We start from the raw sequence: 23,478 nt of genomic DNA on the forward strand, positions 1-23,478 counted from the left end.
AGAAACTCTGTTTTTCTTAACCATAGTTAAAATAATGCGATTTAATCAATATAACATCCCTCAAAAACTGTCCAAGAATACAACTGATCGCTCAGAACAAAAATACAATTTACTCTCAAAACATTCATTTTCAAGAGGATACTCTTGTTCTTTTCAACATACAAAACTTGTAGCCGCTCTAAGAAATCATAAAAACCTAGTATAATGAAGCAAAATACAGTTTCCTTATTTTTTAACAATGGAAATTAAACTGCATCTGCTGTCACAAACTCATTCTCTCTCCATGCTCTTTCAATTTGAATGGTCAAGCTCATTGTATCACTTTTAAAACATTTAATAAAAAATCAAAATACAGTTTCATATGAATATCTTACTAGAAAAATAAAAACTGCGAAAAGGGGAACACTTCATGAAAAGCGAAATAACTTCAACACCACATGATACAAGGAAACGTATTTTTTCTATCATATCTAGCGCATCAATAAACTTAGTAGAATGGTATGATTTTTACGTTTACTCATTTACGTCAATTTATTTTGCATCACAGTTCTTTCCCTCAGGTGGTTTGTTATACAACTGTTAAAAAACGCAGGAGTCTTTATTTATTGGTTTTCTTATACGCCATATTGGAGTGTAGCTCTTCGGCTTCATTGCCGACCGTTATGGATGTAAACGTTCAATGCTCATACTCTATTTTGTAATGTGTGGTGATTCTTTTCTCATAGCTATACTTCCCACTTACGAAACTATTGGAATAACAGCGACAATCCTTCTGCTTTTAATCCGAATGATGCAAGGACTTTCAGCAGGTGGTGAATATGATACAGCAGAAACTTATATGAGCGAAGTTGCCCTAAAAAGATATCGTGGTTTCTTTGCTTCTTCTCAATCTGCTACACTTATCACAGGACAGCTTCTTGCTAGTTTTATTACATTTATTTTAGCGCTTTATCTTACAGAAAATCAATTAAAATCACGGTGCTGACGTATTCCTTTTGTAATTGGTGGTTTAGGAGTAGTGGTTACGATTTATCTGCGTCGCTCACTTTATGAAACAACCACAAAAGAAAGCCGCTCTCAAATTCACACTGATAGTCTTATAGAACTTTTATCAAACACAGCAAAGCCTTCATTGTGATTGCTCTCTTTGCATCAGGAGGATCTCTCACATTTTAAACACCTGTAAGACTTATATGCAGAAATACCTGATAACAACCACCGGTTTTGATAAACATACTGCCACAACGATAATGACTAGCGCATTGTTTGTTTTCCATACTATTCCAACCACTAGCTGGTATCTTAGCCGATAAAATTGGAACAAAAACTTTACTCATCATTTGGAGTATACTCTCTGCACTCTTTACATTTCCCGAGCTTAGCTTAATTGGCAACACACATAATTGCCCTATTACTCATTATTAGCATGCTCTGTATTACGAGTATGTACACATCGATCTCTTGTATTGTAAAATCAGCAATGTTCCCTGCTTCAGCACGAGCACTAAGAGTGAGTCTTTTCACGCTATTGTAAACGCATTATTTGGTAGCTCTGTTGAATATGTAACACTTGGATTTTTAAATATGGTATATGAATCACTCTTTTATTTTTACATAACCGGTGTGATGATCATTACATTCATCGCTCCTCTCTTTGTACTGAATATGAGAAAAGGAGGATACTTCCAAGATGATGAACTCTGTAAATTTTCTCCATTAAACAAAAAAGCCCAAAGGTCATTGAGCTTTTTTGTAATGATTATATAAAATCCAGTTGTGATAGTATTTAAATTTTATGAAGTGCATTTAATTGTCTAGCTATCAAATAATAAAAAGTCATACGACTTTTTCTACGATCTCCTGACATCATGTTTGCAACTTTTAAAACACTCCTCTTAGCACTCTGCTCATCAGCACCTAAAATATCTTGAACCCATTTTTCAACTCGCTCTAACTCTTGTGGATCCGATGTAGCAACGAGCGATGCATCCTGCTTTTTCATCACCAAAGCTAAACGATGACGAAGACGTTCTATTGCAGCTTCATCAGGATTTGGATCATATAATTTAATATCTGCTAGATCATTTGTCATTCTGCCCATCTCCTCTTCAAAAATTAGCGGCTGTACTTTACAACCGCATCGTATAGTTTCATAAATAACTAGAGGACTTAAAATATTAACAACCCCCCTTTTCCAAAGGCTGTTCTTCATCTATATTTAGAGAGCTGGCTTGCCAGCTATGGTAATAAATGGACAATGAAATAAACTTATTGGACCCGGGGGCAGTACCCGGCGCCTCCACCAAAATATAATTTAGTTTGTTATATTTTGGTGGGGGCGAAATAGGATCGACAAAAGTGTAAAGATTGCTCTTTTACTCGGTATAGTACCACCGTTATCGGACTAAATGAATAGTTGCAAATGACAACTATGCGGAAGCACGTCTCGCCGCGTGAGGTGGTGTGAATGCTTCAAATTAAGCCTTAAACCGTCGCAGGTTTAAGCGGGGTTCGAAGGCACCTGGCAACAGAAGCCTTCACTTTTGTCAGTATGATTGATTGAGATTTCAAACACTATTTATCATAAAATTTCGTGTTTTTCGCGATTAATAAGATGCATCATAGATAAAATATTGCTAACTTAAATAAACATTTTATTGCACGATACCATTTACGTTCAACTGCTGTGTAAAATAAAAGGAATAAATTTCGATGGTTCAAGATCAAATCCGTTACGATATTCTCGTTCAGGATGCGCTGCGTGGGGTTATACGTAAGGTTTTATCGGAAGTTGCCAAAGCAGGTCTTCCGGGTAATCACCATTTTTTTATTACTTTTTTGACAAATGCACCGGGAGTAAAGATTTCTACTCGGCTTAAAAGTCGTTATCCAGAACAAATAACAATTGTATTACAACATCAATTTAGAGACTTAAACGTGTCAGAAACTGCTTTCGAAGTAACCCTCTCTTTTAGAGAAATCAGCGAAAAATTAGTAATTCCTTTTCATTCTATCCAAGTATTTTATGACCCTGTAGCAGCATTTGAAGCAGCATTTGACTTGCCTTCAAACCTTAATTCTAAAGAAGGTGAAAATTTAGAAAATATTGAGTCTACACCTGTTATTTTTTCGGACAAACAAAAAAAAGAAAACAAATTCAAAAAAGAACAAAGTTCTAAAACAAATAAAGACTCTTCAAACAATGATACCAAACAAAGTGCTGAGGTTGTTTCTTTAGATTCTTTTCGAAAAAAATAAATAATTTTCCTATGACAAAACTGATTAACCTTCGCCAATTTCGAAAACAAAAAAAACGTGCAGAACGAGCTGTTCATGCAGAAGAGAATCGTTATCGTTTTGAACGAACAAAAGCTGAAAAAAATTTTGAACAAAAAGAATCCTTAAAAACACAAAAATTTCTTGATCAAAACCGTTTGTGGCACAGTGAAAAAGTAAGAAAGAATGGAAATAAGTGATTCTATTGATTGGTCAAAAGTGACTTTGCAAAAAGTATCTGTTCGCATTAATGGACATGCAACAAGTGTATCTTTAGAGCAACCGTTTTTGGACATTCTGAAAGCCATAGCACGTAAAAAAGGACAATCTTTAGCCTTTATTATCACTGATATTGACAGCAAAAGACCCCAACAAATGAATCTTTCCTCTTCATTACGCATTTATGCACTTGAGAGTGTTCTCACCCAACGCCTTTAATATCCGTTTTTATTTTTCACGATCTTTGTCTTTTTTATTCAGCTGAAGGTATTGTTTCTTTTAAGGAAAAGTTTTTTAAACCTAGCACTCAGATAAAAAAAAGACTACACAGAAGGTATAATGAATAATTTTTCTAATCAAATACCATTCTTTGAAGATACCTCCTCTCCCCATAAGCATGAAAATAACTCTGGGTTAACCGCCCGCATTGTAACAGCAGAAGAAAAAACACGATATAGTGCTGATTATTTGGAAAAGCTCAATCCCGAACAACAACAGGCCGTTATGAATACAGAAGGGCCTCTTTTAGTTCTTGCAGGTGCTGGTACTGGAAAAACGCGCGTTCTGACAACGCGCATTTCTCATATTTTGCACTCTGGGCTTGCTTCACCTCAACAAATACTCGCTGTAACTTTCACCAACAAAGCAGCACGTGAAATGAAAATGCGTATTAGTGAACTTATTGGTGAAATTGTTGAAGGCATGCCTTGGCTTGGAACTTTTCATTCCACCGGTGCAAAGATTTTGCGCCGCCATGCAGAACTTGTGAACTTAAAAAGTAACTTTACAATTCTTGATAGTGATGATGTTACTCGGCTTTTAAAACAGCTTATTCAAGCTGAAGGATTGGACGATAAGCGTTGGCCCGCAAGAAACCTTTCCATAATGATTGATTCTTGGAAAAACCAAGGACTTTCACCGGAACGTATTTCAGAAAGTGACGCCCATTCCTTTGGTAACGGCATGGGACGTGAACTTTATCGAAGCTATCAGAATCGATTAAAAAGTCTCAATGCATGTGATTTTGGTGATCTTCTGCTTCATTCTATCTCTATCTTCCAAAATAACCCAGACATTCTTCGCGATTATCATTCTAAATTCCGTTATATTCTTGTAGATGAATATCAAGATACGAATACAGCACAATATCTTTGGCTCCGCCTTTTGGCACAACAACCTAAGGGACAATATATCAACCTTTGTTGTGTTGGTGATGATGACCAATCCATTTATGGATGGCGTGGTGCTCAAGTTGACAACATATTACGTTTTGAAAAAGATTTTCCTCCTGCAAAAATTATTCGTTTAGAACGCAATTATCGCTCAACATCTCATATTCTTCAAACCGCTTCTCATCTGATTTCTCATAATCAAGGAAGACTTGGGAAAACTCTTTTTTCTGATCAAGTAAATACCGAAGAAGAAAAAGTAAAAATTCATGCTGCTTGGGATTCTGGAGAAGAAGCTCGCGCAATTGGAGAAGAAATTGAACGCGCGCAACAAGCCGGTCATTCATTAAATCATATGGCTATATTGGTGCGTGCATCATTCCAAATGCGTGAATTTGAAGATCGCTTTGTAACACTTGGTCTCAATTACCGTGTCATTGGGGGTCCACGCTTTTATGAACGAATGGAAATACGTGATGCCATGGCCTATTTGCGTGTTGTGGTTCAACCAGCAGATGACTTAGCTTTTGAACGTATTATTAACATACCAAAACGTGGTTTAGGAGATGCGACTTTACGCACTATTTATGAGAGTGCACGTACACGCGCTATTCCTCTATTTACCGCTGCCACTGAAATCATTGAAACGGATGAGTTAAAGCCCAAAGCACGCAGCACTCTGCGAAGTGTTGTTGAAAACTTCCGTCGCTGGCAAAATATGCTACAAAACACACCGCATAGAGAACTTGCTGAAATAATCCTCGATGATTCAGGCTATACAGCTATGTGGCTAGAAGATCGCTCACCGGAAGCACCAACACGACTAGAAAATCTCAAAGAAATGGTTCGCTCTATGGAACAATTCGTGAGCCTCCCTAGTTTTTTAGAACATGTTGCACTGGTTATGGATGCTGAAAACGATGAAAATACTGATGCAGTCAACATTATGACTCTCCATTCAGCTAAAGGGCTTGAATTTGAAACCGTTTTTCTTCCTGGTTGGGAAGAAGGGCTCTTTCCCCACCAGCGTTCATTAGATGAAGGCGGGCGTTCAGGATTAGAAGAAGAACGACGACTAGCTTATGTAGGGCTAACAAGAGCAAAAAAGCATTTGCATATATGGTTTGTATCCAATCGAAGAATTCATGGATTTTGGCAATCTACCCTTCCCTCTCGTTTTCTTAATGAATTACCAGAAGAACATATAGAAATCATAGAAATGAAAACATCTTATGGTAGCTATGGGAAGTCACACTTTAAACATCATAATCCCTTTTATAATGATTATTCGACACTAAAACAAAAACACGAACAAAAGAACATTAAAGGAAAAGTCATCACTCAATCAATCTCTGAAACTCCATCAGATTTTTCTATCAATGATCGAATTTTTCACATAAAATTCGGTTATGGTTATATCTCAGCAATAAATGGTCATAAATTAACCATTGTATTTGAAAAAGCAGGAGAAAAACGAGTGCTTGATAATTTTGTAAGCAAAGCTTAGCATATACACAAAAAACTCCCTTTCCAAATGAAAAGCCATTTTTTACTTTATTTTAATATTACTTCCATTTGTGAATAAAAACCTCAATGGATGAGTTTTGCGTATCAAACAATGCATCGTAAATCTTATAAAGTGGCCAATTTCATCAAGCCATCTCCAAAAGTATCCGAATCATACTATCGGGAAAGCGCATCCGCAAAAACTTTGCAGGAAAACCAGCAACAATCGTATCAGATAAAATATCCTTTGTTATAACAGCGTTAGCACAAAATGATAGCGCTCTATCCAATTACCACTCCAGACATAATAACTGTACCATATCCAATCCATACATCATACCCAATGGTAAAACGCTTTTCACAACGATTCTCACGAAAGGAACGATCTTAACAGCACATAGCAGAAATATTCATTAGGACGATATGTTATTCTATGTATTGAAAGATGTTCCATGGTATGTTCTAGTGCACTCATATAGACATAAGATGCAATAGAACAAAAACGCCCAATATCGCTTAAACAGCTTCACTGTTATGCTCAAAATAAGAAAAATCTCCAACCGTTACATCACGTAAAACCATCCGCTCGTTGATTTCTACACAGCACTCCAATTTATAACCATGCAACCGTGCTGTTGCATTGATACTAATCTTACTCTCATAGAATCGAAGATCTTTCTCAGTATCCATTTATCTTCCACCAATGTATTTTTTTTCTTATTTTTTTTCAATAACATGAAAAAACAAACCACCTGATAAATACAATCAATCATGAAACAGAGATTGCAAAACTAATCCGCCAATGTTAAAATCTCCAGTAATTATAGAGAGACAAACTATGAAAAATGTAATACGCATCTTGGGGCTAACAATCATATTTCTTGCAGGCATTTTCATTTATGATACGTTTTGGAATAAGCCTTTAGGTGATAATTTTATACTAACTGATTCCAATGGAAATACTGTCACCGAAGCTGATATTCGAAGCAAACCTTCAGTTATTTTCTTTGGCTTCACTATGTGCCCTGAGAGCTGCCCTACTACACTGACCAATCTTGATCGATGGCTGACAAGTCTTGGTACAAATGTCGATAAGTTAGGAATATGGTTTGTTACCGTTGACCCTGAACGTGATACACCAGAAGTCCTCCACGATTATCTTAGTAATTTTACCCATAAAATTATCGGTATCAGTGGAGAACCTGAAAAAGTTCACAAAATGGTTGATTCCTTCAACATTGTTGCTGAAAAAGTACCTGGAACAAATGGAAACTATACTTATAGTCACACAGCAGCAATTTTTTTACTAAAAAAAGGTGGGAAATTAGCTGGTGTTATTCCTTATAAAATTGAAGAAGACAATGAAGAATTAAGAGATAATATTGCTATTGAACGGCTCAAAAAACTTGTCTTAAACTAAATTTTCGCAGCCACTTTATAAAGAAAGAACGGCATGTCGCAGCAAATTCGCCTGTATTGTACTGCTTCCAAAAATGAAGCAGAAGAGTGGTATATTTTTATGGGGACAGCCTTTGAAGAAGAAGGATATCCTCTTTCTCTTGCAGAGATAGATGAAAAAAATGCTATCTATGAGCTTTCACTTTATGTAAATAAAGAAAACCAAGAAACTGCTTCAAAACGTTTTGCAAGCACCCTTTCTATAAATCCAGATAAAATTAACAGTGAAATTTTGCCCAATATCGATTGGGTACAAAAGAGTCTTGAAGAGCTAAAGCCTGTGTCTGCAGGTCCTTTTTTTCTTCATGGAAGCCATCACCGAAACAACATTCCACCAAATGTTTTGCCTATTGAAATTGAAGCAAATCAAGCCTTTGGGACAGGACATCATAGAACAACATCAGGCTGTTTGGAAATAATTGCCAAAGTATTGCAAAATGAAAATCCCCAAAATGCCCTTGATCTTGGTACTGGCAGCGGAATATTAGCCATAGGTATTGCATTGCTCAAACCTATTTCTGTACTTGCGTCCGATATTGATCCAATAGCTATTCAAGTTGCTCAACACAATATCCAACTTAACGGCGTAAAAAAATATATCACAGCTGTCACAGCAACAGGTTTCAACCACGATGAAATTGCATCGCGTGCACCCTTTGACCTCATTGTTTCCAATATCCTTGCCAACCCTCTCATTGAACTTGCACGAGAAATGGTACAAGCACTTCAAAAAGGAGGATCCCTCATTTTATCTGGAATTCTTGAAGAACAGCATGACCATGTTTTGGAAACTTATATCAAACAGGGATTAACAAATATTGAAACACACCACTGTCAAGGATGGGTTACCATACATCTAAAATAAAAAAAAGGACGTTACTATGTATCAATCCTTTGAGGTGATAACAAATTCAGCTTATGCTGCAGGGCGTATTTCCTCTCTTCGTAAAGAACTCAATCGCCTCGATCTCGATGGTTTTCTTGTGCCGCATTCTGATGAACATCAAGGAGAAAATGTGCCTCCATATGCTCAACGCCTTAGCTGGCTGACCGGTTTTACTGGCTCATCTGGTATCGCACTCATCTTAAAAAACAAAGCCATTCTCTTCACAGACGGACGTTATAAACTCCAAGTGCGCCAACAAACTGATCCTCATATTTTTGAATATGAAGATCTGGTAATTTGCCAACCCTCACAATGGCTTGAAAAGAATGGGAAAAAACTTTCTATTGGATTTGATCCATGGCTCCACACTATTGCTGCAACCGATACACTAAAAAAAGCATTAGAAATGAAATCAGGTGGAAAGCTTGTAGCAGTTCAATCCAATCCCATTGATTTTATCTGGCATGATCAACCACTCCCCCCTCAATCTGCCTTATCAATTCATCCTCTCAAATATGCAGGATGTAAAACCGATACAAAACTGACATTAATTCGAAAAAATATCCAAAAAGCCGATGCAGATGCTTTTATTTTTACAGACCCCTCCTCTATTGCATGGACATTCAATATACGTGGAAATGATGTTTCTAACACACCTTTTTCTCTTTGTTTTGCTTTCATTCCCATCAAAGAGAGTCCCATCTTGTTCATTAATAGCAAAAAATTGGGTATAGAACAGAAACAATATCTGGAACGTTATACAAAACTACATGAACCAGAACAGCTTATTCCAACGCTCAAAAATTATGTTCAAAAGGGGATAATTTTTGCCTTAGATCCACGGATAACCTGTGAAAAATTACGCACCATTATTGCAGAACAAGGAAGCTCTTTCACGACACTTACTGATCCCGCCGCTCTACCACGAGCCATTAAAAATAGCATAGAATTAAATGGTACGCGCCAAGCACATCTGCGCGACGGCGTAGCCTTGACTCGTTTTCTTTCTTGGCTAGATAAACAAACACCAGGCTCCATAAATGAAATTTCTGCTGCTCAAAAATTAGAAGAATTTCGTATAATGACAGCAAACGAAATGGGAGAAAAACTCGAAGATCTCTCTTTTAATACGATCTCAGGAACAGGAGCGAATGGTGCCATTGTTCATTATCGTGTAACGAATGAAACAAATAAACAACTCAATCCTGGTGAACTTTATCTTGTTGACTCAGGCGGACAATATCGTGATGGCACAACAGATGTCACACGTACAATAGCAATTGGAAATGTTGGAGAAGAAGAAAAACGCTGTTTCACTCTTGTTCTCAAAGGTATGATTGCTCTTTCAAGCGCACGATTTCCAGAGGGTACACGTGGACAAGACATTGATGCTCTAGCACGCATCGCCTTATGGAAAGCTGGTTTTGATTATGCCCATGGCACTGGTCATGGAGTTGGATCTTATCTCTCTGTTCATGAAGGACCACAAAATCTTTCGCGCAATGGGTGCCAAGAATTGATCCCCGGAATGATTGTTTCCAACGAACCTGGATATTATCGTGAAGGTGCTTTTGGCATCCGTATTGAAAATCTGCTTATTGTGAAACCCGCACAAAAAATTAGCGGTGGGGATAGAGAAATGCTCTCGTTTGAAACACTTACAAACTGTCCCATTGACCGACGATTAATCCTTATAGAGCTTTTGACAGAACAAGAACGACAATGGCTTAATGATTACCATGCGCATGTTTATCAGGTTACTGCACCTTACTTGAATGAAGAAGATAAAAAATGGGCAAAAGAAGCAACAATGCCTCTTTAAGTGAAGAAGCATGAACATCTTCTCATTCTTTTTAAGAACACCGCACCTTCTTTTTTAAAGAGAAAATATAGGTTTTTCATCATGAAATACCAAAAATATTCCATTGTAGATGCTTCAAGTTTTTTTGCTGCTATAGAAAACGCCAACCTCGATGGAACAGGGTGGAATGTACTAATAAAGCCTGCGCTTTAGTAGTTGTCTGTAAATCAAAATCTAACGCAGCAGCGTATTTGAGACAAAGATTAAAGCAGTTTAATCCTTCCTCTATTGTTATAGCTTTTGTATGCCAGATTGAAGCAGCATATTGCGTATCTCTGTTTGCGTAATCTCTGAAACGGAACGGCCTCATTTAGGGAGAATAATATGAAGTTGTAAAGATAAAAACCAGTACCCAGCCTTACCATCACCCTTTAATTCTACTTTACGACAAAAACATTGAAGAGCAATATCTTCTCAATAATGGAGAATGCACATTGTCTCATGCTTTTTGTTTCTCATGTTCTTAATAGGATCACGCTCCACAACGCAAAACAGAATATCATTATGCTGCACCATTTACGCACTTGTTTTAAAGAGACATCCGTCAGCCGACAAAAGCCTATTTCACGACGGTGTTCGTGAAAGGTATAATGGTAAAGCCATTGGCACAACCATTTTTACACTTATTGAGCATGCAAGTAGACACCGTTATTCTCTTTGCTAGCCCCCAAATGTTGCCACCGCCTTTGTATTGAAACGGTACATACGAGGTATTTAAAATCCTTTCTTGAAAAGTTTTTATCCATACGCTCATCCTACTTATGACGTGCGAACGAATGATTTTGAGTGATTCACTATGAGATTATCTTACGTTATTTGGAGCTATCATTCAACGTTTAAAACAATAAATTATCTTTATAAATCAATATTATGCTCTTACAAGTAAATAATGCTTATCTTGACAACTATCCTCCAATGCCTCCGCACAGTGACATCCCTTTATTTTCCTTATATGAAAATTTTCATTATATTCATTGTAATCTTTAGCATAGTCTTCATGCAATCTACTATAATAATCTTATTATGGCGTTTTGGACTCGAAATTTTTGCATATTTGTTCACAATTAGTTATTTTTTCAGTTTACCTTATAATGATAATCTATATCTTTTTTTGATAATAAAATTTGTATTTTCTTGGTAAAAGAAACTGAAATATAATATAAATTGCAATGTTAATCATTTTTAAAACTTAACAAATATTAAGTTCACGGCGCGCTTCTGTTACTCAAAAAACAGATCTCGTTAGACTTCTTTTTTTTTGCGTAATCACTCAATTATCAAGTGCACAAAAAACTCCTCACTTAATCGATACATTCACACGTACTACTTTAGAATCATTGTCAATAAAAGACACCTGTACCAAAAAAGCACCTTCTAACAAGACTGCTTTGATAACCTCCAATTCTATCACTTTTTTAAATTTTAAAACCTGTAGGCAATATATTCATTTCTTCGCAATAAAGTTGAAGTTCTTCAACTGCATTTGTGATGAGATTTTCTTCTTTATCCACAGCAGAAAAAAATCCCTCAAAATCAGGAAACTGAATACCAAAAGCAGAATCTTTCTCTTTATGAATAAGGAAAAAAATCTTTTCATCATATCACCGTTGCAGAACGATATTTCATAGCACTTTAAAATAATTATAAAGATTTCCTAAGATCACACATACTGACTTTTAATGTCAATAAATCGCGCTTGATAAAGAACGACAAATAGTTATGAATTCACTATACTTGAGGAAGATTAACCCTAAACATAATATCCCTTAATCAAGTATGGTCAAGTCTCTTCATCGATAACCTCAACACCTAATTCTTGTGCTTTAATCAATCTCGATCCCCTCACAAGTTCCATAACAACATGTCCCATGAAAGAGAGATAATCATACGAACCACCTATGCATATTCTAGTTCTAGAAAAAGCTTTTTCTCCTAAATATTACCCTTCGATCAACTGCAACCAAGCCTCTTCATCGATAATCTTAACACCTAACTCTTGTGCTTTGGTCAATTTCGATCCTCCCCCAACTCCTGCAACAAGAAGATTCGTTTTTTTAGAAAGAGAAACAGACGTCTTAGCACCTAACCGTTCAGCGAGTACTTTTGCTTCATCGCGTGACATATGCGTCAAAGTTCCTGTAAAAACAATGGTCTTCCCTGCTATTGGCGAAGAAGCAATCATGACAGGTTTCTCATCCAAAGGCATGACTTCCTGAAGCAAACCAGATAAAACCTCGCGGTTATGCACTTCCTTATAAAAATCAATAATTGCTTCACCTACCTGTGGTCCAATCCCTTCAATATTGGTAAGCTCTATCCACACCTCATTGCCTTTTTCATCCACTTTATCGTCAGGCATAGTAGCTGTTATCGCAGCAGTTTCAAAAGCTGTATAATTTTGATAAGTACGTGCAAGACGGCGTGCATTAACCTCTCCAACATGGCGAATTCCTAGTGCAAATAAAAAACGGCTTAAAGGAATTTTGCGGCGCGCATTAATAGCATCATAAAGTTTACTCACTGAAACAGTACCAAACCCTTCCATATTTTCCAAACGGACCAGAGATTTTTCTTGGCGGCGTTGTAAAGTAAAAATATCGGCTGGCGTATGAATACAAAGCGTTTCATCTTGAATCTGAAAAAAGAATTCCACCTGTTTTTTACCAAGCCCCTCAATATCAAAGGCATTTCGCGAAACAAAATGACGAATACGCTCAATCGCTTGTGCGGGACAAACAAGCCCACCTGTGCATCGACGCACAGCTTCTCCTATTTCACGAACAGCATGACTTCCACAAGCTGGACACAGATGAGGAAAAATAAAAGGAGAAGCGTCCTTTGGACGCTTTTCAGCAACAATATCAATAACTTGAGGGATAACATCACCAGCACGCTGTATAATCACTGTATCACCTACGCGAATATCATTTCCCTCACGAATTGGCTCCCCTTTATGACCAATTCCCTTAATATAATCCTCATTATGCAAACTTGCATTGGTAATCACTACACCACCAACAGTAATAGGTGCAAGCCGGGCAACAGGAGTTAATGCTCCCGTACGGCCAACTTGAATATCAATACCTTCCAAAACTGTCATAGCTTTTTCTGCTGGAAATTTATGCGCTATTGCCCAACGTGGCGAACGAGAAACAGAACCCAAACGCATTTGCAGCATCAAATCATTAACCTTATAAACAATCCCATCAATATCATAGTTTAAAGAATGACGGCATTCTTCGATATCATGATAATAGGAAATAACCTCTTCTAATGATTTAATTTTTTTTGTTAATGGATTGATAACAAAGCCATATTCTTTTAACTTTTTTATCATCCCCATCTGGCTTTCTGCAAATATTTCACTCACTTCACCACAAGCATAAGCAAAAAATTGCAGCTTTCTGCTAGCAGTTATTCTTGAATCCAATTGACGTAGCGAACCAGCTGCTGCATTTCTAGGATTAGCAAAAGCTAATTTGCCTTTTTCTTGTTGATTCACATTAAGTGTTTGGAAATCCGCCCGCTGCATATAAACTTCACCGCGAACTTCAATTATATCAGGAAACTTGCCTTGTAAAACTTGTGGAATATCAGAAATTGTTCGTGCATTCGCAGTTACATTTTCACCGATATATCCATCACCACGCGTTGCAGCACAGATAAGCCTTCCTTGTTCATAGCGTAAAGATAAAGATAAACCATCAATCTTCGGCTCCGCTGTCATTTCCAACATTTGTGTTGCTGGCAGTCGTAAAAAACGCCGAACACGCTCCATAAATTCACTAACATCTTCAGAACTAAAAGCATTATCAAGTGAAAGCATCGGTTGGGCATGAACAGATTTTTCAAATTTTTCAGAAACCGGAGCTCCAATTTTATGTGAGGGAGAATCTAGACGAATAAGTTCGGGAAAGAGAGATTCAATTTCTGTATTACGCCGACGAAGAGCATCATATTCTGCATCAGAGATTTCAGGTTTGTTATTACGATTATAAAGCACATCATGACGAGCAATCTCTTTTGCCAACCACTCTAATTCACTTTCTGCTTCAAGAGCAGTAAGGTTTTGAATTTCGTCTTTTTGCATAAAACTTATTCCAAATTATAGGCAACAAACATAAGAACTTAATTTTTTATCACGCATAGAATTCAAATGAAGACATGCTCACCAATGATATAATTCATAAGCAATATTTTTACCACTTAATCAATCATCTCTATGCCAAAAGCTTTTGAGCAGCTGCACGCGCCTCTTTAGTAATCTGCTCTCCTGCTAGCATGCGTGCAATTTCTTCTGCACGCTCTTGCTCTTCCATTTTATGGACAGCCGTAACAAAGCGGCCCTTATCATTACTCTCCACCTTTGAAATAAGAAAATGACTGTGCGCTTTAGATGCTACCTGGGGCGCATGCGTAATAGCAAAAACCTGAATATTTTCTGATAAACGCTGCAACCTTTGCCCAATGGCAGCAGCAACAGCTCCACCAACGCCTGTATCAATTTCATCAAAGATTAGCGTAGGAGCTGATCCACGATCAGACAAAACAACCTTTAACGCCAATAAAAAACGAGAAAGTTCACCACCAGAAGCTACGCAGAGCATTGGTCCCGCACGGGTTCCAGGATTTGTCCGAACCCAATATTCAACACGATCTATCCCTTCTGCACTGCGTCTTTCAACATCGGTTTGCATTTCAACGATAAATTCTGCCTTCTCCAATTTCAATGCTGGTAACTCAGCCATCACACCTTCAGACAAATGTTTTGCTACTTCTCGACGCCTTATTGAAAGTGCTTGTGCTAATATATCATAGTTTTTTTGTGCCTTCCCTACTTCTTCCTCAAGACGCGTTAATGTGCTCTTATCCTCTTCAAAATCAGCAAGTTTTTCATTCATTTTATCACGTAACTGTATGAACTCATCCGCAGAAACTTGGTATTTACGAGCAAAGCCCCGAATAGCAAAAAGGCGCTCCTCTATCCGTTCCAATTCACCAGGTTCAAAATCCAATGCCTGCATTGCTGCTTCAATGCCGTCTTGTGCTGTTGCAAGCGAATGCAATGCTTCATCAATGGATTTCACTACAGGTTCAATCAGCTCTTGCGCCTCGGGAATTTTGCGTTCCAAACGTCTCACTAAATTAGAAAGAACTGGAATTGGCGATTTTGAACCAGCTAAAAGATCATCAGCATCCTTAATATCTGTCGCTATTTTTTCTAATTTAAGCATATCTGCACGACGAAGAGAAAGGGCCTCTTCTTCACCAACTTGAAAATCCAGCTTTTCGAGTTCTTCCACGCACGCACGAAGATAATCAACCTCACGTAAAGCATTCTCTACTTTCAAACGCTGGTGCTGCAAACGCTGTTCAAATTCACGCCATATTCGATAACAGTCACGTAAATTGTCTGTTTCATCCTCAAGCCCACCAAAAGCATCTAACAATTGGCGATGCATAGCAACATCAACAAGCGCACGATCATCATGTTGTCCATGAATTTCAACCAACATACGACCAACATGACGCATCAATGCAACACTAGCTACCTGATCATTGATAAAGACACGACTACGACCATCACTTGATTGCACACGCCGTAAAATAATATCGCCCTCATCATCAAAACCATTCTCACGGATAAGCTGGCGCACAGGATGCGAAACAGACACATCAAAAACAGCTGTCACCTGCCCACGGTCAGCACCATGACGTACAAGAGAAGCGTCACCCCGTCCACCAAGAGCCAGTGACAAAGCATCAAGTAAAATAGACTTCCCCGCACCCGTTTCTCCAGTTAAAATAGATAAACCCGCTGTAAAATGAATATCGAGCGTTTCGATCAAGACAATATTATGAATCGAAAGCTGTATTAGCATAGAGAATCAACGTGCCTTATTCTTATCGCCACTTAAAGCATGTGAGATCCAAGAAGATTTATGCTCCCGTGGCGACATACTATTCTTTTGCAATAGATTATAAGAAAATTTATACCATTCACTTTTAGGATAATTACGTCCTAAAATAGCAGCAGCTGTCTGCGCTTCCTCAATTAAACCAATAGCAAGATTAACTTCTGTCAAACGGAAAAGCGCCTCTTCAACTTGATTTGTATCAGAATACTCCTCAACCACTGTACGAAATCTTCTACTTGCAGCAAGATAACGTCGCTCTTCTTCATAATAACGGCCAACCTGCATCTCTTTACCAGCTAACTGTTCTCGCCCAAAACGTATTTTAGCTTTAGCGTCATTAACATATTCAGAGTTCGGATAGCGCTCTATGAGAAGCTGCATAGCAGCAATAGCACGTTTTGTATCGCGTTGATCCCGTGTAACATCAGGAATCCGACGAAAAGAAGAAAGACCGATAATATAATAAGCGTAAGCAGAGTCATCTGCCCCTGGATAAAGAGTAATATAACGCTGAGCCATACTAATAGAATCATCATACTTTCCGAGCCGGTAATTCGTAAAAGCACCCATCACCAGAGATTTACGACCCCAGTCCGTATAAGCGTATTGCTTTTCAATTGTAAGAAACTTTTTCGATGCGTCCACAAGCCGCCCACTATCAAGACTAGCAAGTGCCTGGTTATATAAAACATCTGGTGGGTCTATTTTTAAAACATATGCAGACGGATCAAGGGTATTTTTCTCCTTAAATAAACAACCCGCTAATACACAGGTGCTCCCCAAAAACATCATCCCTAATATCTTACGTAAAATGTTAGATTTCTTATATGCTACATTTTTAATAGATACATGAGATTTTATCATAATTTTTTCGGCCTCCAGAGACTGTCATCTTGTTGTAGCAAAAACTGTTCATTAAAGGTTTTTATACCATATCACGTCAAAAACCACTAACCAATTTAATGGCTTAAGGTTAATCATCCCCTTAAAAATCAAACAAATTGCAACAAAATTTTTTCAATTTTTCTTTCACTCTTCCTATAAATGACTTTTTTCGTAACATGATTCATTGGCCAAAACAGCTTTTACCAATTGCGAATTCATTCTATGCCCACTACAATAAGAGCGAAATAATCCAATAAAAGGAGCTCCAAGCAAAGCAGTATCACCAATTGCATCAAGCATTTTGTGCCGAACACATTCATTCTTCCAATAAGGTCCATCTGAATTCATGATTTTGTCATTAAGCCCGATAATGAGAGAATTTTCTAAAGAAGCTCCTATCCCCTTTCCAGAAATCCATAATTTTTCCACGTCTTTGACAAAACCAAAAGTGCGCGCACGTGACAAGTCATCTCGAAAGCTTTGTGGGGTAAGATCAAAAGTTAAATGTTGTTTACCAATAGAAAAAGAGGGAAAAGAGATCGTTATATCAAAACGGCGCCCATCAAAAGGTAAAAACTCTGCAACACCACTAGTGCTCTCGATCCGCAACGGCTTTTTTATAACGAAATAGGAACGCAACACATTCTGCTGTACAACACCAACTTCTTCAAAAGCTTGACAATACTGCCATGAAGAACCATCCAAAATCGGAATCTCATAATTCGACACTTCAATAATAAGATTATCCAAATTATAAGCAGCAATCGCAGCCATCAGATGCTCAATTGTTTCAATTCTGAACTCTCCATGCCCAAGCGCTGTTGATAATTCAGTCGCTCCCGTTTGTGACGCATGTGCTTGAAATATTCGCTGTGTCCCATTCACTGTAAAACGCTTAAAAACAATACCACACCCAACGTCAGCTGGACAAACCTTCACTACAGATAAACAACCACTGTGAACACCAATACCTTTAAATGTCACTGTTTTTTTAAGAGTTGACTGATATTTTTGCACCAGATTCATCCTATTACTTCATTGAAGAGTTTTTACGTCTTTTAAAAATATTTATAAAACGATAAAGATTACATTCATAGCAAATAATAAACCCGCTTAATAATAAGCGGGTTTATAAAAAACAGAATACTTCTCCCCCAAAATACAATATTACTGTACGAAACTTTTACTCATCATAAAAGAAGAAAAGTATCTTTCTTCTTTTCGATTTTTACCAATTAATTTGCCTGACGACGCAAAAACGCTGGTATGTCCAACTGATCTTCTTCACTTATAAAAGTACGCTGATCTTGCGAAACATGGGGATGCAACTCACCAGAACGACGTGGAGCATAAACAGAAGCATCTTGAGCAAGCACCTGAGAATTTTTATTATAAACACGGACTTCCTGCTGCTGAGAAGATCTTACAGCCGGCTCTAGTTTGGCTTCTGGCTCGACCTCCTCACGATGCGTCAAACTTTGTTTCAAACGCTGCCAAAGATTGCGAGGCCCCTGGTCAGCAGATGACTTCTCACCTTGACCATAAACAACAGGAGGAAAATCCTTTAACTCAGGCATACGCATAGGTGAACGCGCTTGCATTTGTTGTACTTGCCTTTCTTTCTGCTGCACAACCCCTGCCATCTCATCAAGAACATGCGCCGTCGCCTCCATACTCACTGGTGCAACCATAGATGGTTGCGAACTACGGCTCACTTGCATACGTGGCACATTTGATATCTGCCCATGCACAGCACTTGATCCATAAGCAGCAGCATTCGCATTTCGTGCAGCAATAGTTTCTATAGGCTGTGCAAAAATTTGACTTTTAGGACGAAACTGTTCTCCAACCGCTTTGCTCTTTTCTATTTCAAGTGCTTCGATCACTTCTACCATCGTCTCAGAACGCAAGGGAGGTGACTGAACATGAAAAGAACTTTGCGGTATTCCGGGATCGTTCTTACGAATTGAAGTCGCGTGTTTTTGAAATTGAGAATGAGAAGGTTGAACTACATCACTAACCTCACGATCAATCCCCGTTGCAACTACAGAAACACGGATCACACCCTCTAGTGACTCATCATCAATAGCACCAAAGATAACATTGGCATCTGCATCCACTTCTTCGCGAATACGATTAGCAGCTTCATCGACTTCAAACAAAGTCATATCACGACCACCAGTAATAGAAATTAAAAGACCACGAGCGCCGCGCATAGAAGTATCATCCAACAGCGGATTAGCGATAGCTGCTTCAGCAGCAGCCAAAGCACGCCCTTCACCAGATGCCTCACCGGTTCCCATCATCGCACGACCCATTTCGTGCATAACAGAACGAACGTCAGCAAAATCAAGGTTAATAAGGCCTTCTTTAATCATTAAATCCGTAATGGAAGCAACACCAGAGTAAAGTACTTGATCAGCCATAGCAAAAGCATCAGCAAAGGTTGTTTTCTCATCCGCAATACGAAAAAGATTCTGATTAGGTATAACGATCAATGTATCAACAGATTTTTGTAATTCTTCAATACCAGCCTCTGCCGTTTTCATACGGCGAGCACCTTCAAACTGAAATGGCTTTGTCACAACACCAACGGTCAAAATACCTTTTTCACGAGCAGCGCGTGCAACAACAGGTGCTGCCCCTGTTCCCGTACCTCCACCCATACCAGCAGTAATAAAAACCATATGGGAATCTGCGAGATGGTCGATAATTTCATCAATACATTCCTCTGCAGCCGCTTGTCCAACTTCTGGTAAAGCACCAGCGCCTAAACCTTCTGTAACTGCTGCACCAAGCTGGATGACACGTTCAGCCTTTGACATAGCCAAAGCCTGTGCATCCGTATTAGCAACAACAAAATCAACTCCCTGAAGACCAGCATTAATCATATTATTCACGGCATTCCCGCCACCACCGCCAACACCAAAAACGGTAATACGTGGCTTTAATTCCGCGATATCTGGCCGATGCAGATTAATCGTCATTTCCTTTTCCTTCTCATAAGACATCGCAAGCCAAAGCGATGAAATTTAACTTTACCTCTATAGACTTACTTAAAAACTCTCACGCAACCACTGACCAACACGCTGAAAATACCTACGCGTGCCACTCGATAAATGATTCACTGCAGTCTGCATTGTTTTTTCTTCAAACCCCACCAATTGCGGATAAATTAACAATCCAACAGCAGATGTAAACGCCGCCCCTTTTGCAAGAGAAGGAAGCCTCGAAATACCTAAAGGCCGCCCTATACGAACATTTCTTCCCAATATAGTACGTGCCATTTCTGGCAATCCTGTTAACTGGCTTGCTCCCCCAGTCAAAATAACACGCTTACCAATGATATGACCAAAACCAGAACTATTTAAACAATCACGCACCATCTCTAAAATTTCTTCAACACGTGCACGAATGATACGCCCTAGAACAGCACGTGGATACTGGATTTCACGATGCTCGTTGCCAATCTCTGTCACATTAATCATATGCCGTTCATCAGCACTTGTAAAAAGCGCAGAACCATATACAACCTTTAAACGTTCTGCCTCTGGAAGGGACATAGAGAATCCACGCGCAATATCAAGAGTCACATGATGTCCCCCAATGGCAAGTGCATCAGCATGAACAAATTTTCCCTCAGAAAACACTGAAAATGTTGTTGTTCCACCGCCAAAATCAATACATGCCGCTCCTAAATGTGCCTCATCATTCATCAAAACAGCAAGACCACTGGCAAAGGGAGTTGCAACCATTGCTTCAACACTCAAATGCGCACGATTAATGCAAGTTTCTAAATTACGCAAAGACGCTGTTTCTACCGTTACCACATGCACATCCACGCCAAATAAATCCCCGATCATTCCAATAGGATCAGAAATTCCTTTATCTCCATCCAAAACATAAGAAACCGGAACTGAATGTACGACATGGCGCTCAGCATCAAAAGCTTTGCGTGAAACATCTGCAAATGCCACACGTACATCACGCTTAGTGACTTCACGACCATTCAAACGTACCATACCATTGATAAGAGCACTTTGTAATCGGCTTGAAGAAAAGTTCACAATCACCGAATCCACCACCAAACCAGCCATTTTTTCTGCCGCATCCACAGCTAAACGTATTGATTGCTCTGCTGCAAATATATCCATCACAACACCGGATTTAATACCGCGTGAACGCTGCACTCCAAATCCTAAAATTTCCATAGAATGTGTACGGCCATGTAAATAATGTGCATGCTTCAAAGGACGCAAACAAGCAATAAGACACACAATTTTACTTGATCCGACATCAAGAACCGTCAAAAAACGTGTTTTGCGCCCCCCGCCATGATGTGACTTGAGCAACATCATAGTTTTCCTGCCTTTCGCGTCTTTAAAACGCGTTCTTCTTCTGCCACAAAAGCACGATGACGTTCTAACGTCTCATCGGATAAGGCAACTGTAATACGATCAGAAAGACGTAAATCAACACGTAAAACATCACGAGAGAAAAAATTTTGCATCGTACCTGATTCAATAAGAGAATTAAGCCTTTCAAAGGCACCATTTTCAGGCAACATAACGCGTACCCCATTATCCAAGATAAGATCCCAACGCCGATCACCTACACGAACATAAGCACGAACATGATCGTACACTTTCGGATATGCCGAAAGCTCTTGAAGAAAGCCTTTGGCAGCATTTTGTGCACCTTGACCAACTATAAAGGGCAAATTCTGAACTATCCCTGTTTGAAAGGGCACAATAACGTGACCTGTACTATCAACAATATCCACCACGCCATCATGCTGCCAAATTGCATATGGCTTGCGCTCCACAACTGAAATACGCACGCGATTGGGATAAATCTTCTGAACATTAGCCGATTGAATCCAAACCTGCTTTTCTAAAAGAGAACGCGCCCTATCAACATCAAAAGTGAATATGGATGGAGCAACATCAAGCCCTAAAATCTTCAAAACCTGCTGTTTGACCACACGTTTATTGCCACTAATACTGACATCGGTAACCACAAAACCAATATCCGATAGTGCAGTCTTCACAATCATCTCCATACGACCACTCAATGAAAGGCCATAAAGCAACGTAAGAGAGAAAAAAAACAAAACCGCAAAAGAACCTAAATGGCGAGGCACATGCACACTGGTGAAGACAAGCCCAAATATGAACCAGAGAAAGCGACGATAAAGACGTGGCAAAACTGGCACTGAAAATACCACCATCGGAACATTTGTTTTATTAACATTCAACGCATACACGACGCGTCCTCCACCATCCACTGAACAATATCGCCGTAAGTACGACCACTCGCTTTTGCAATATCAGGGAAAAGAGATGTTGGTGTCATACCGGGTTGTGTATTAATTTCAAGCCAAACCACCTCTCCCGTTTCCTCATCAAAACGAAAATCAGAACGGCTAATACCTCGACAACCTATCGCCTGATGTGCTGCTAAAGACATTCTTTGCACATTTTGGTAAATATTTGATGAAAGTTGTGCAGGACAAATATGAAAAGAACCACCAGAGTTATATTTTGAGTTATAATCGTAGAATTGAAAGTGCTTTTCAGGAAGAATTTCACAAACACCCAGTACTTCATTTCCCATAACAGCACAAGTAAGCTCACGCCCAGGAATATATTTTTCAACAATCACTGCATCTGCATAAACCCATTCAGATCCCAAAATATTCAACGGTGGCACAGACTCACTTTCTTTTACAATAACTACACCAAAACTTGACCCTTCACAGACAGGCTTAATCACGTAAGGAGGCTCCATAGGATGCTCTTTCCCAACAGCAAAACGACTCATGACACAAGAAGGGGCAACAGAAACCCCAACGCTCGAAACAACAATTTTTGCACGCCCCTTATCCATTGCCAATGCTGATGCCATCACGCCAGAATGCGTATAAGGAATTTTTAAATATTCAAGAATACCCTGAATACGACCATCTTCACCAAATGGACCATGTAACGCATTAAAAGCAATATCAGGCTGCAACTGTTCAAGAACAGAAGCGATATGACCATCAACATCCACACGGCTCACACGATACCCCTGCGCTTCAAGAACATCAGCACAAGCAGTACCTGAAGACAAACTTACAGACCGTTCAGAAGAGAATCCCCCCATCAGCACAGCTATATGCTCATCTTTCATAACAACTTATCATCCTTTGCATACTATATATAGACAACACAGAAATCACTCATACCACATACAGGAAAGACCAAGATTTATCCTTGCGAATCAATAATCTAGCATTTTGCATAATGAATCAGACTG

General features: G+C 38.8%; 17 protein-coding genes, 1 other RNA gene and 2 pseudogenes. 9 read left to right on the forward strand and 11 right to left on the reverse strand.

The window, feature by feature from the left end; translation table 11 throughout:
• Window positions 1–409: 409 nt before the first annotated feature.
• Window positions 410–1,767, forward strand: a pseudogene (locus O9A_RS06030) (MFS transporter).
• 19 nt (window positions 1,768–1,786) lie between these two features.
• On the opposite strand, the gene O9A_RS06035 reads toward O9A_RS06030, so the two are convergent.
• Window positions 1,787–2,092 (reverse strand): DUF2853 family protein, encoded by a 306-nt coding sequence (locus O9A_RS06035; RefSeq protein ID WP_034459703.1) that lies wholly within the window; start codon window positions 2,090–2,092, stop codon window positions 1,787–1,789.
• 94 nt (window positions 2,093–2,186) lie between these two features.
• On the opposite strand from O9A_RS06035, the gene ssrA reads away from it, so the two are divergent.
• The 5 genes from ssrA (at window position 2,187) to O9A_RS06055 (ending at window position 6,171) form a co-directional block, all read left to right on the forward strand.
• Window positions 2,187–2,542: a transfer-messenger RNA gene (gene ssrA / locus O9A_RS07790) on the forward strand.
• A 170-nt stretch (window positions 2,543–2,712) separates the two neighbouring features.
• The gene (locus O9A_RS06040) at window positions 2,713–3,258 is read left to right on the forward strand and encodes an SspB family protein (RefSeq protein WP_034459706.1); all 546 of its coding nucleotides are present in this window, start codon (window positions 2,713–2,715) and stop codon (window positions 3,256–3,258) included.
• Between the two features lie 11 nt (window positions 3,259–3,269).
• A complete protein-coding gene (locus tag O9A_RS06045; RefSeq protein ID WP_034459710.1) occupies window positions 3,270–3,476 on the forward strand; it encodes a DUF4169 family protein in 207 nt (68 codons plus the stop codon).
• The gene (locus tag O9A_RS06050; protein WP_034459712.1) at window positions 3,463–3,714 is read left to right on the forward strand and encodes a ribbon-helix-helix domain-containing protein; all 252 of its coding nucleotides are present in this window, start codon (window positions 3,463–3,465) and stop codon (window positions 3,712–3,714) included. Before O9A_RS06045 ends, O9A_RS06050 begins: the two co-directional genes overlap by 14 nt.
• A 120-nt stretch (window positions 3,715–3,834) precedes the next feature.
• Window positions 3,835–6,171 (forward strand): ATP-dependent helicase, encoded by a 2,337-nt coding sequence (locus O9A_RS06055; protein WP_034459714.1) that lies wholly within the window; start codon window positions 3,835–3,837, stop codon window positions 6,169–6,171.
• 58 nt (window positions 6,172–6,229) lie between these two features.
• On the opposite strand, the pseudogene O9A_RS06060 reads toward O9A_RS06055, so the two are convergent.
• Window positions 6,230–6,860, reverse strand: a pseudogene (locus O9A_RS06060) (LbetaH domain-containing protein).
• 148 nt (window positions 6,861–7,008) lie between these two features.
• On the opposite strand from O9A_RS06060, the gene O9A_RS06065 reads away from it, so the two are divergent.
• The 3 genes from O9A_RS06065 to O9A_RS06075 are packed head-to-tail and all read left to right on the forward strand — an operon-like array spanning window position 7,009 to window position 10,336.
• Entirely contained in the window at window positions 7,009–7,590 is a 582-nt protein-coding gene (locus O9A_RS06065) for an SCO family protein (protein ID WP_034459717.1), read from the forward strand.
• Window positions 7,591–7,623: 33 nt separating this feature from the next.
• A complete protein-coding gene (locus O9A_RS06070; protein WP_034459719.1) occupies window positions 7,624–8,493 on the forward strand; it encodes a 50S ribosomal protein L11 methyltransferase in 870 nt (289 codons plus the stop codon).
• A 16-nt stretch (window positions 8,494–8,509) separates the two neighbouring features.
• Window positions 8,510–10,336: an aminopeptidase P family protein gene (locus tag O9A_RS06075; protein WP_034459720.1), complete on the forward strand. Its 1,827-nt coding sequence runs from the start codon at window positions 8,510–8,512 to the stop codon at window positions 10,334–10,336.
• A gap of 1,454 nt (window positions 10,337–11,790) precedes the next feature.
• On the opposite strand, the gene O9A_RS08400 is transcribed toward O9A_RS06075, so the two are convergent.
• The 9 genes from O9A_RS08400 to O9A_RS06125 form a co-directional block, all read right to left on the reverse strand.
• A complete protein-coding gene (locus tag O9A_RS08400) occupies window positions 11,791–11,964 on the reverse strand; it encodes a type II toxin-antitoxin system HicB family antitoxin (protein WP_342543786.1) in 174 nt (57 codons plus the stop codon).
• Between the two features lie 350 nt (window positions 11,965–12,314).
• Window positions 12,315–14,465: an NAD-dependent DNA ligase LigA gene (gene ligA / locus O9A_RS06090; RefSeq protein WP_034459722.1), complete on the reverse strand. Its 2,151-nt coding sequence runs from the start codon at window positions 14,463–14,465 to the stop codon at window positions 12,315–12,317.
• 130 nt (window positions 14,466–14,595) lie between these two features.
• Complete coding sequence (recN, locus tag O9A_RS06095; protein WP_034459724.1) at window positions 14,596–16,257, reverse strand: DNA repair protein RecN; 1,662 nt, start codon at window positions 16,255–16,257, stop codon at window positions 14,596–14,598.
• Between the two features lie 6 nt (window positions 16,258–16,263).
• A complete protein-coding gene (locus O9A_RS06100; protein ID WP_034459726.1) occupies window positions 16,264–17,157 on the reverse strand; it encodes an outer membrane protein assembly factor BamD in 894 nt (297 codons plus the stop codon).
• Between the two features lie 174 nt (window positions 17,158–17,331).
• Window positions 17,332–18,204: a UDP-3-O-acyl-N-acetylglucosamine deacetylase gene (lpxC, locus tag O9A_RS06105; RefSeq protein ID WP_034459728.1), complete on the reverse strand. Its 873-nt coding sequence runs from the start codon at window positions 18,202–18,204 to the stop codon at window positions 17,332–17,334.
• Between the two features lie 209 nt (window positions 18,205–18,413).
• Window positions 18,414–20,165: a cell division protein FtsZ gene (gene ftsZ / locus O9A_RS06110; RefSeq protein ID WP_034459730.1), complete on the reverse strand. Its 1,752-nt coding sequence runs from the start codon at window positions 20,163–20,165 to the stop codon at window positions 18,414–18,416.
• Between the two features lie 69 nt (window positions 20,166–20,234).
• Window positions 20,235–21,536: a cell division protein FtsA gene (gene ftsA / locus O9A_RS06115; protein ID WP_034459731.1), complete on the reverse strand. Its 1,302-nt coding sequence runs from the start codon at window positions 21,534–21,536 to the stop codon at window positions 20,235–20,237.
• Window positions 21,533–22,444: a cell division protein FtsQ/DivIB gene (locus O9A_RS06120; RefSeq protein WP_034459733.1), complete on the reverse strand. Its 912-nt coding sequence runs from the start codon at window positions 22,442–22,444 to the stop codon at window positions 21,533–21,535. Before O9A_RS06120 ends, ftsA begins: the two co-directional genes overlap by 4 nt.
• The gene (locus O9A_RS06125; RefSeq protein WP_034459735.1) at window positions 22,432–23,352 is read right to left on the reverse strand and encodes a D-alanine--D-alanine ligase; all 921 of its coding nucleotides are present in this window, start codon (window positions 23,350–23,352) and stop codon (window positions 22,432–22,434) included. The genes O9A_RS06120 and O9A_RS06125 overlap by 13 nt, the downstream gene beginning before the upstream one ends.
• Window positions 23,353–23,478: the final 126 nt, after the last annotated feature.

The organism is Bartonella koehlerae C-29 (assembly GCF_000706625.1).
Taxonomy (GTDB): Bacteria; Pseudomonadota; Alphaproteobacteria; order Rhizobiales; family Rhizobiaceae; genus Bartonella; species Bartonella koehlerae.

Coding starts and splice junctions, on each gene's coding strand:
- O9A_RS06035 (WP_034459703.1), bottom strand. CDS start 2,092: ATGACAAATGATCTAGCAGATATTAAATTATATGATCCAAATCCTGAT.
- O9A_RS06040 (WP_034459706.1), top strand. CDS start 2,713: ATGGTTCAAGATCAAATCCGTTACGATATTCTCGTTCAGGATGCGCTG.
- O9A_RS06045 (WP_034459710.1), top strand. CDS start 3,270: ATGACAAAACTGATTAACCTTCGCCAATTTCGAAAACAAAAAAAACGT.
- O9A_RS06050 (WP_034459712.1), top strand. CDS start 3,463: ATGGAAATAAGTGATTCTATTGATTGGTCAAAAGTGACTTTGCAAAAA.
- O9A_RS06055 (WP_034459714.1), top strand. CDS start 3,835: ATGAATAATTTTTCTAATCAAATACCATTCTTTGAAGATACCTCCTCT.
- O9A_RS06065 (WP_034459717.1), top strand. CDS start 7,009: ATGAAAAATGTAATACGCATCTTGGGGCTAACAATCATATTTCTTGCA.
- O9A_RS06070 (WP_034459719.1), top strand. CDS start 7,624: ATGTCGCAGCAAATTCGCCTGTATTGTACTGCTTCCAAAAATGAAGCA.
- O9A_RS06075 (WP_034459720.1), top strand. CDS start 8,510: ATGTATCAATCCTTTGAGGTGATAACAAATTCAGCTTATGCTGCAGGG.
- ligA (WP_034459722.1), bottom strand. CDS start 14,465: ATGCAAAAAGACGAAATTCAAAACCTTACTGCTCTTGAAGCAGAAAGT.
- recN (WP_034459724.1), bottom strand. CDS start 16,257: ATGCTAATACAGCTTTCGATTCATAATATTGTCTTGATCGAAACGCTC.
- O9A_RS06100 (WP_034459726.1), bottom strand. CDS start 17,157: ATGATAAAATCTCATGTATCTATTAAAAATGTAGCATATAAGAAATCT.
- lpxC (WP_034459728.1), bottom strand. CDS start 18,204: ATGAATCTGGTGCAAAAATATCAGTCAACTCTTAAAAAAACAGTGACA.
- ftsZ (WP_034459730.1), bottom strand. CDS start 20,165: ATGACGATTAATCTGCATCGGCCAGATATCGCGGAATTAAAGCCACGT.
- ftsA (WP_034459731.1), bottom strand. CDS start 21,536: ATGATGTTGCTCAAGTCACATCATGGCGGGGGGCGCAAAACACGTTTT.
- O9A_RS06125 (WP_034459735.1), bottom strand. CDS start 23,352: ATGAAAGATGAGCATATAGCTGTGCTGATGGGGGGATTCTCTTCTGAA.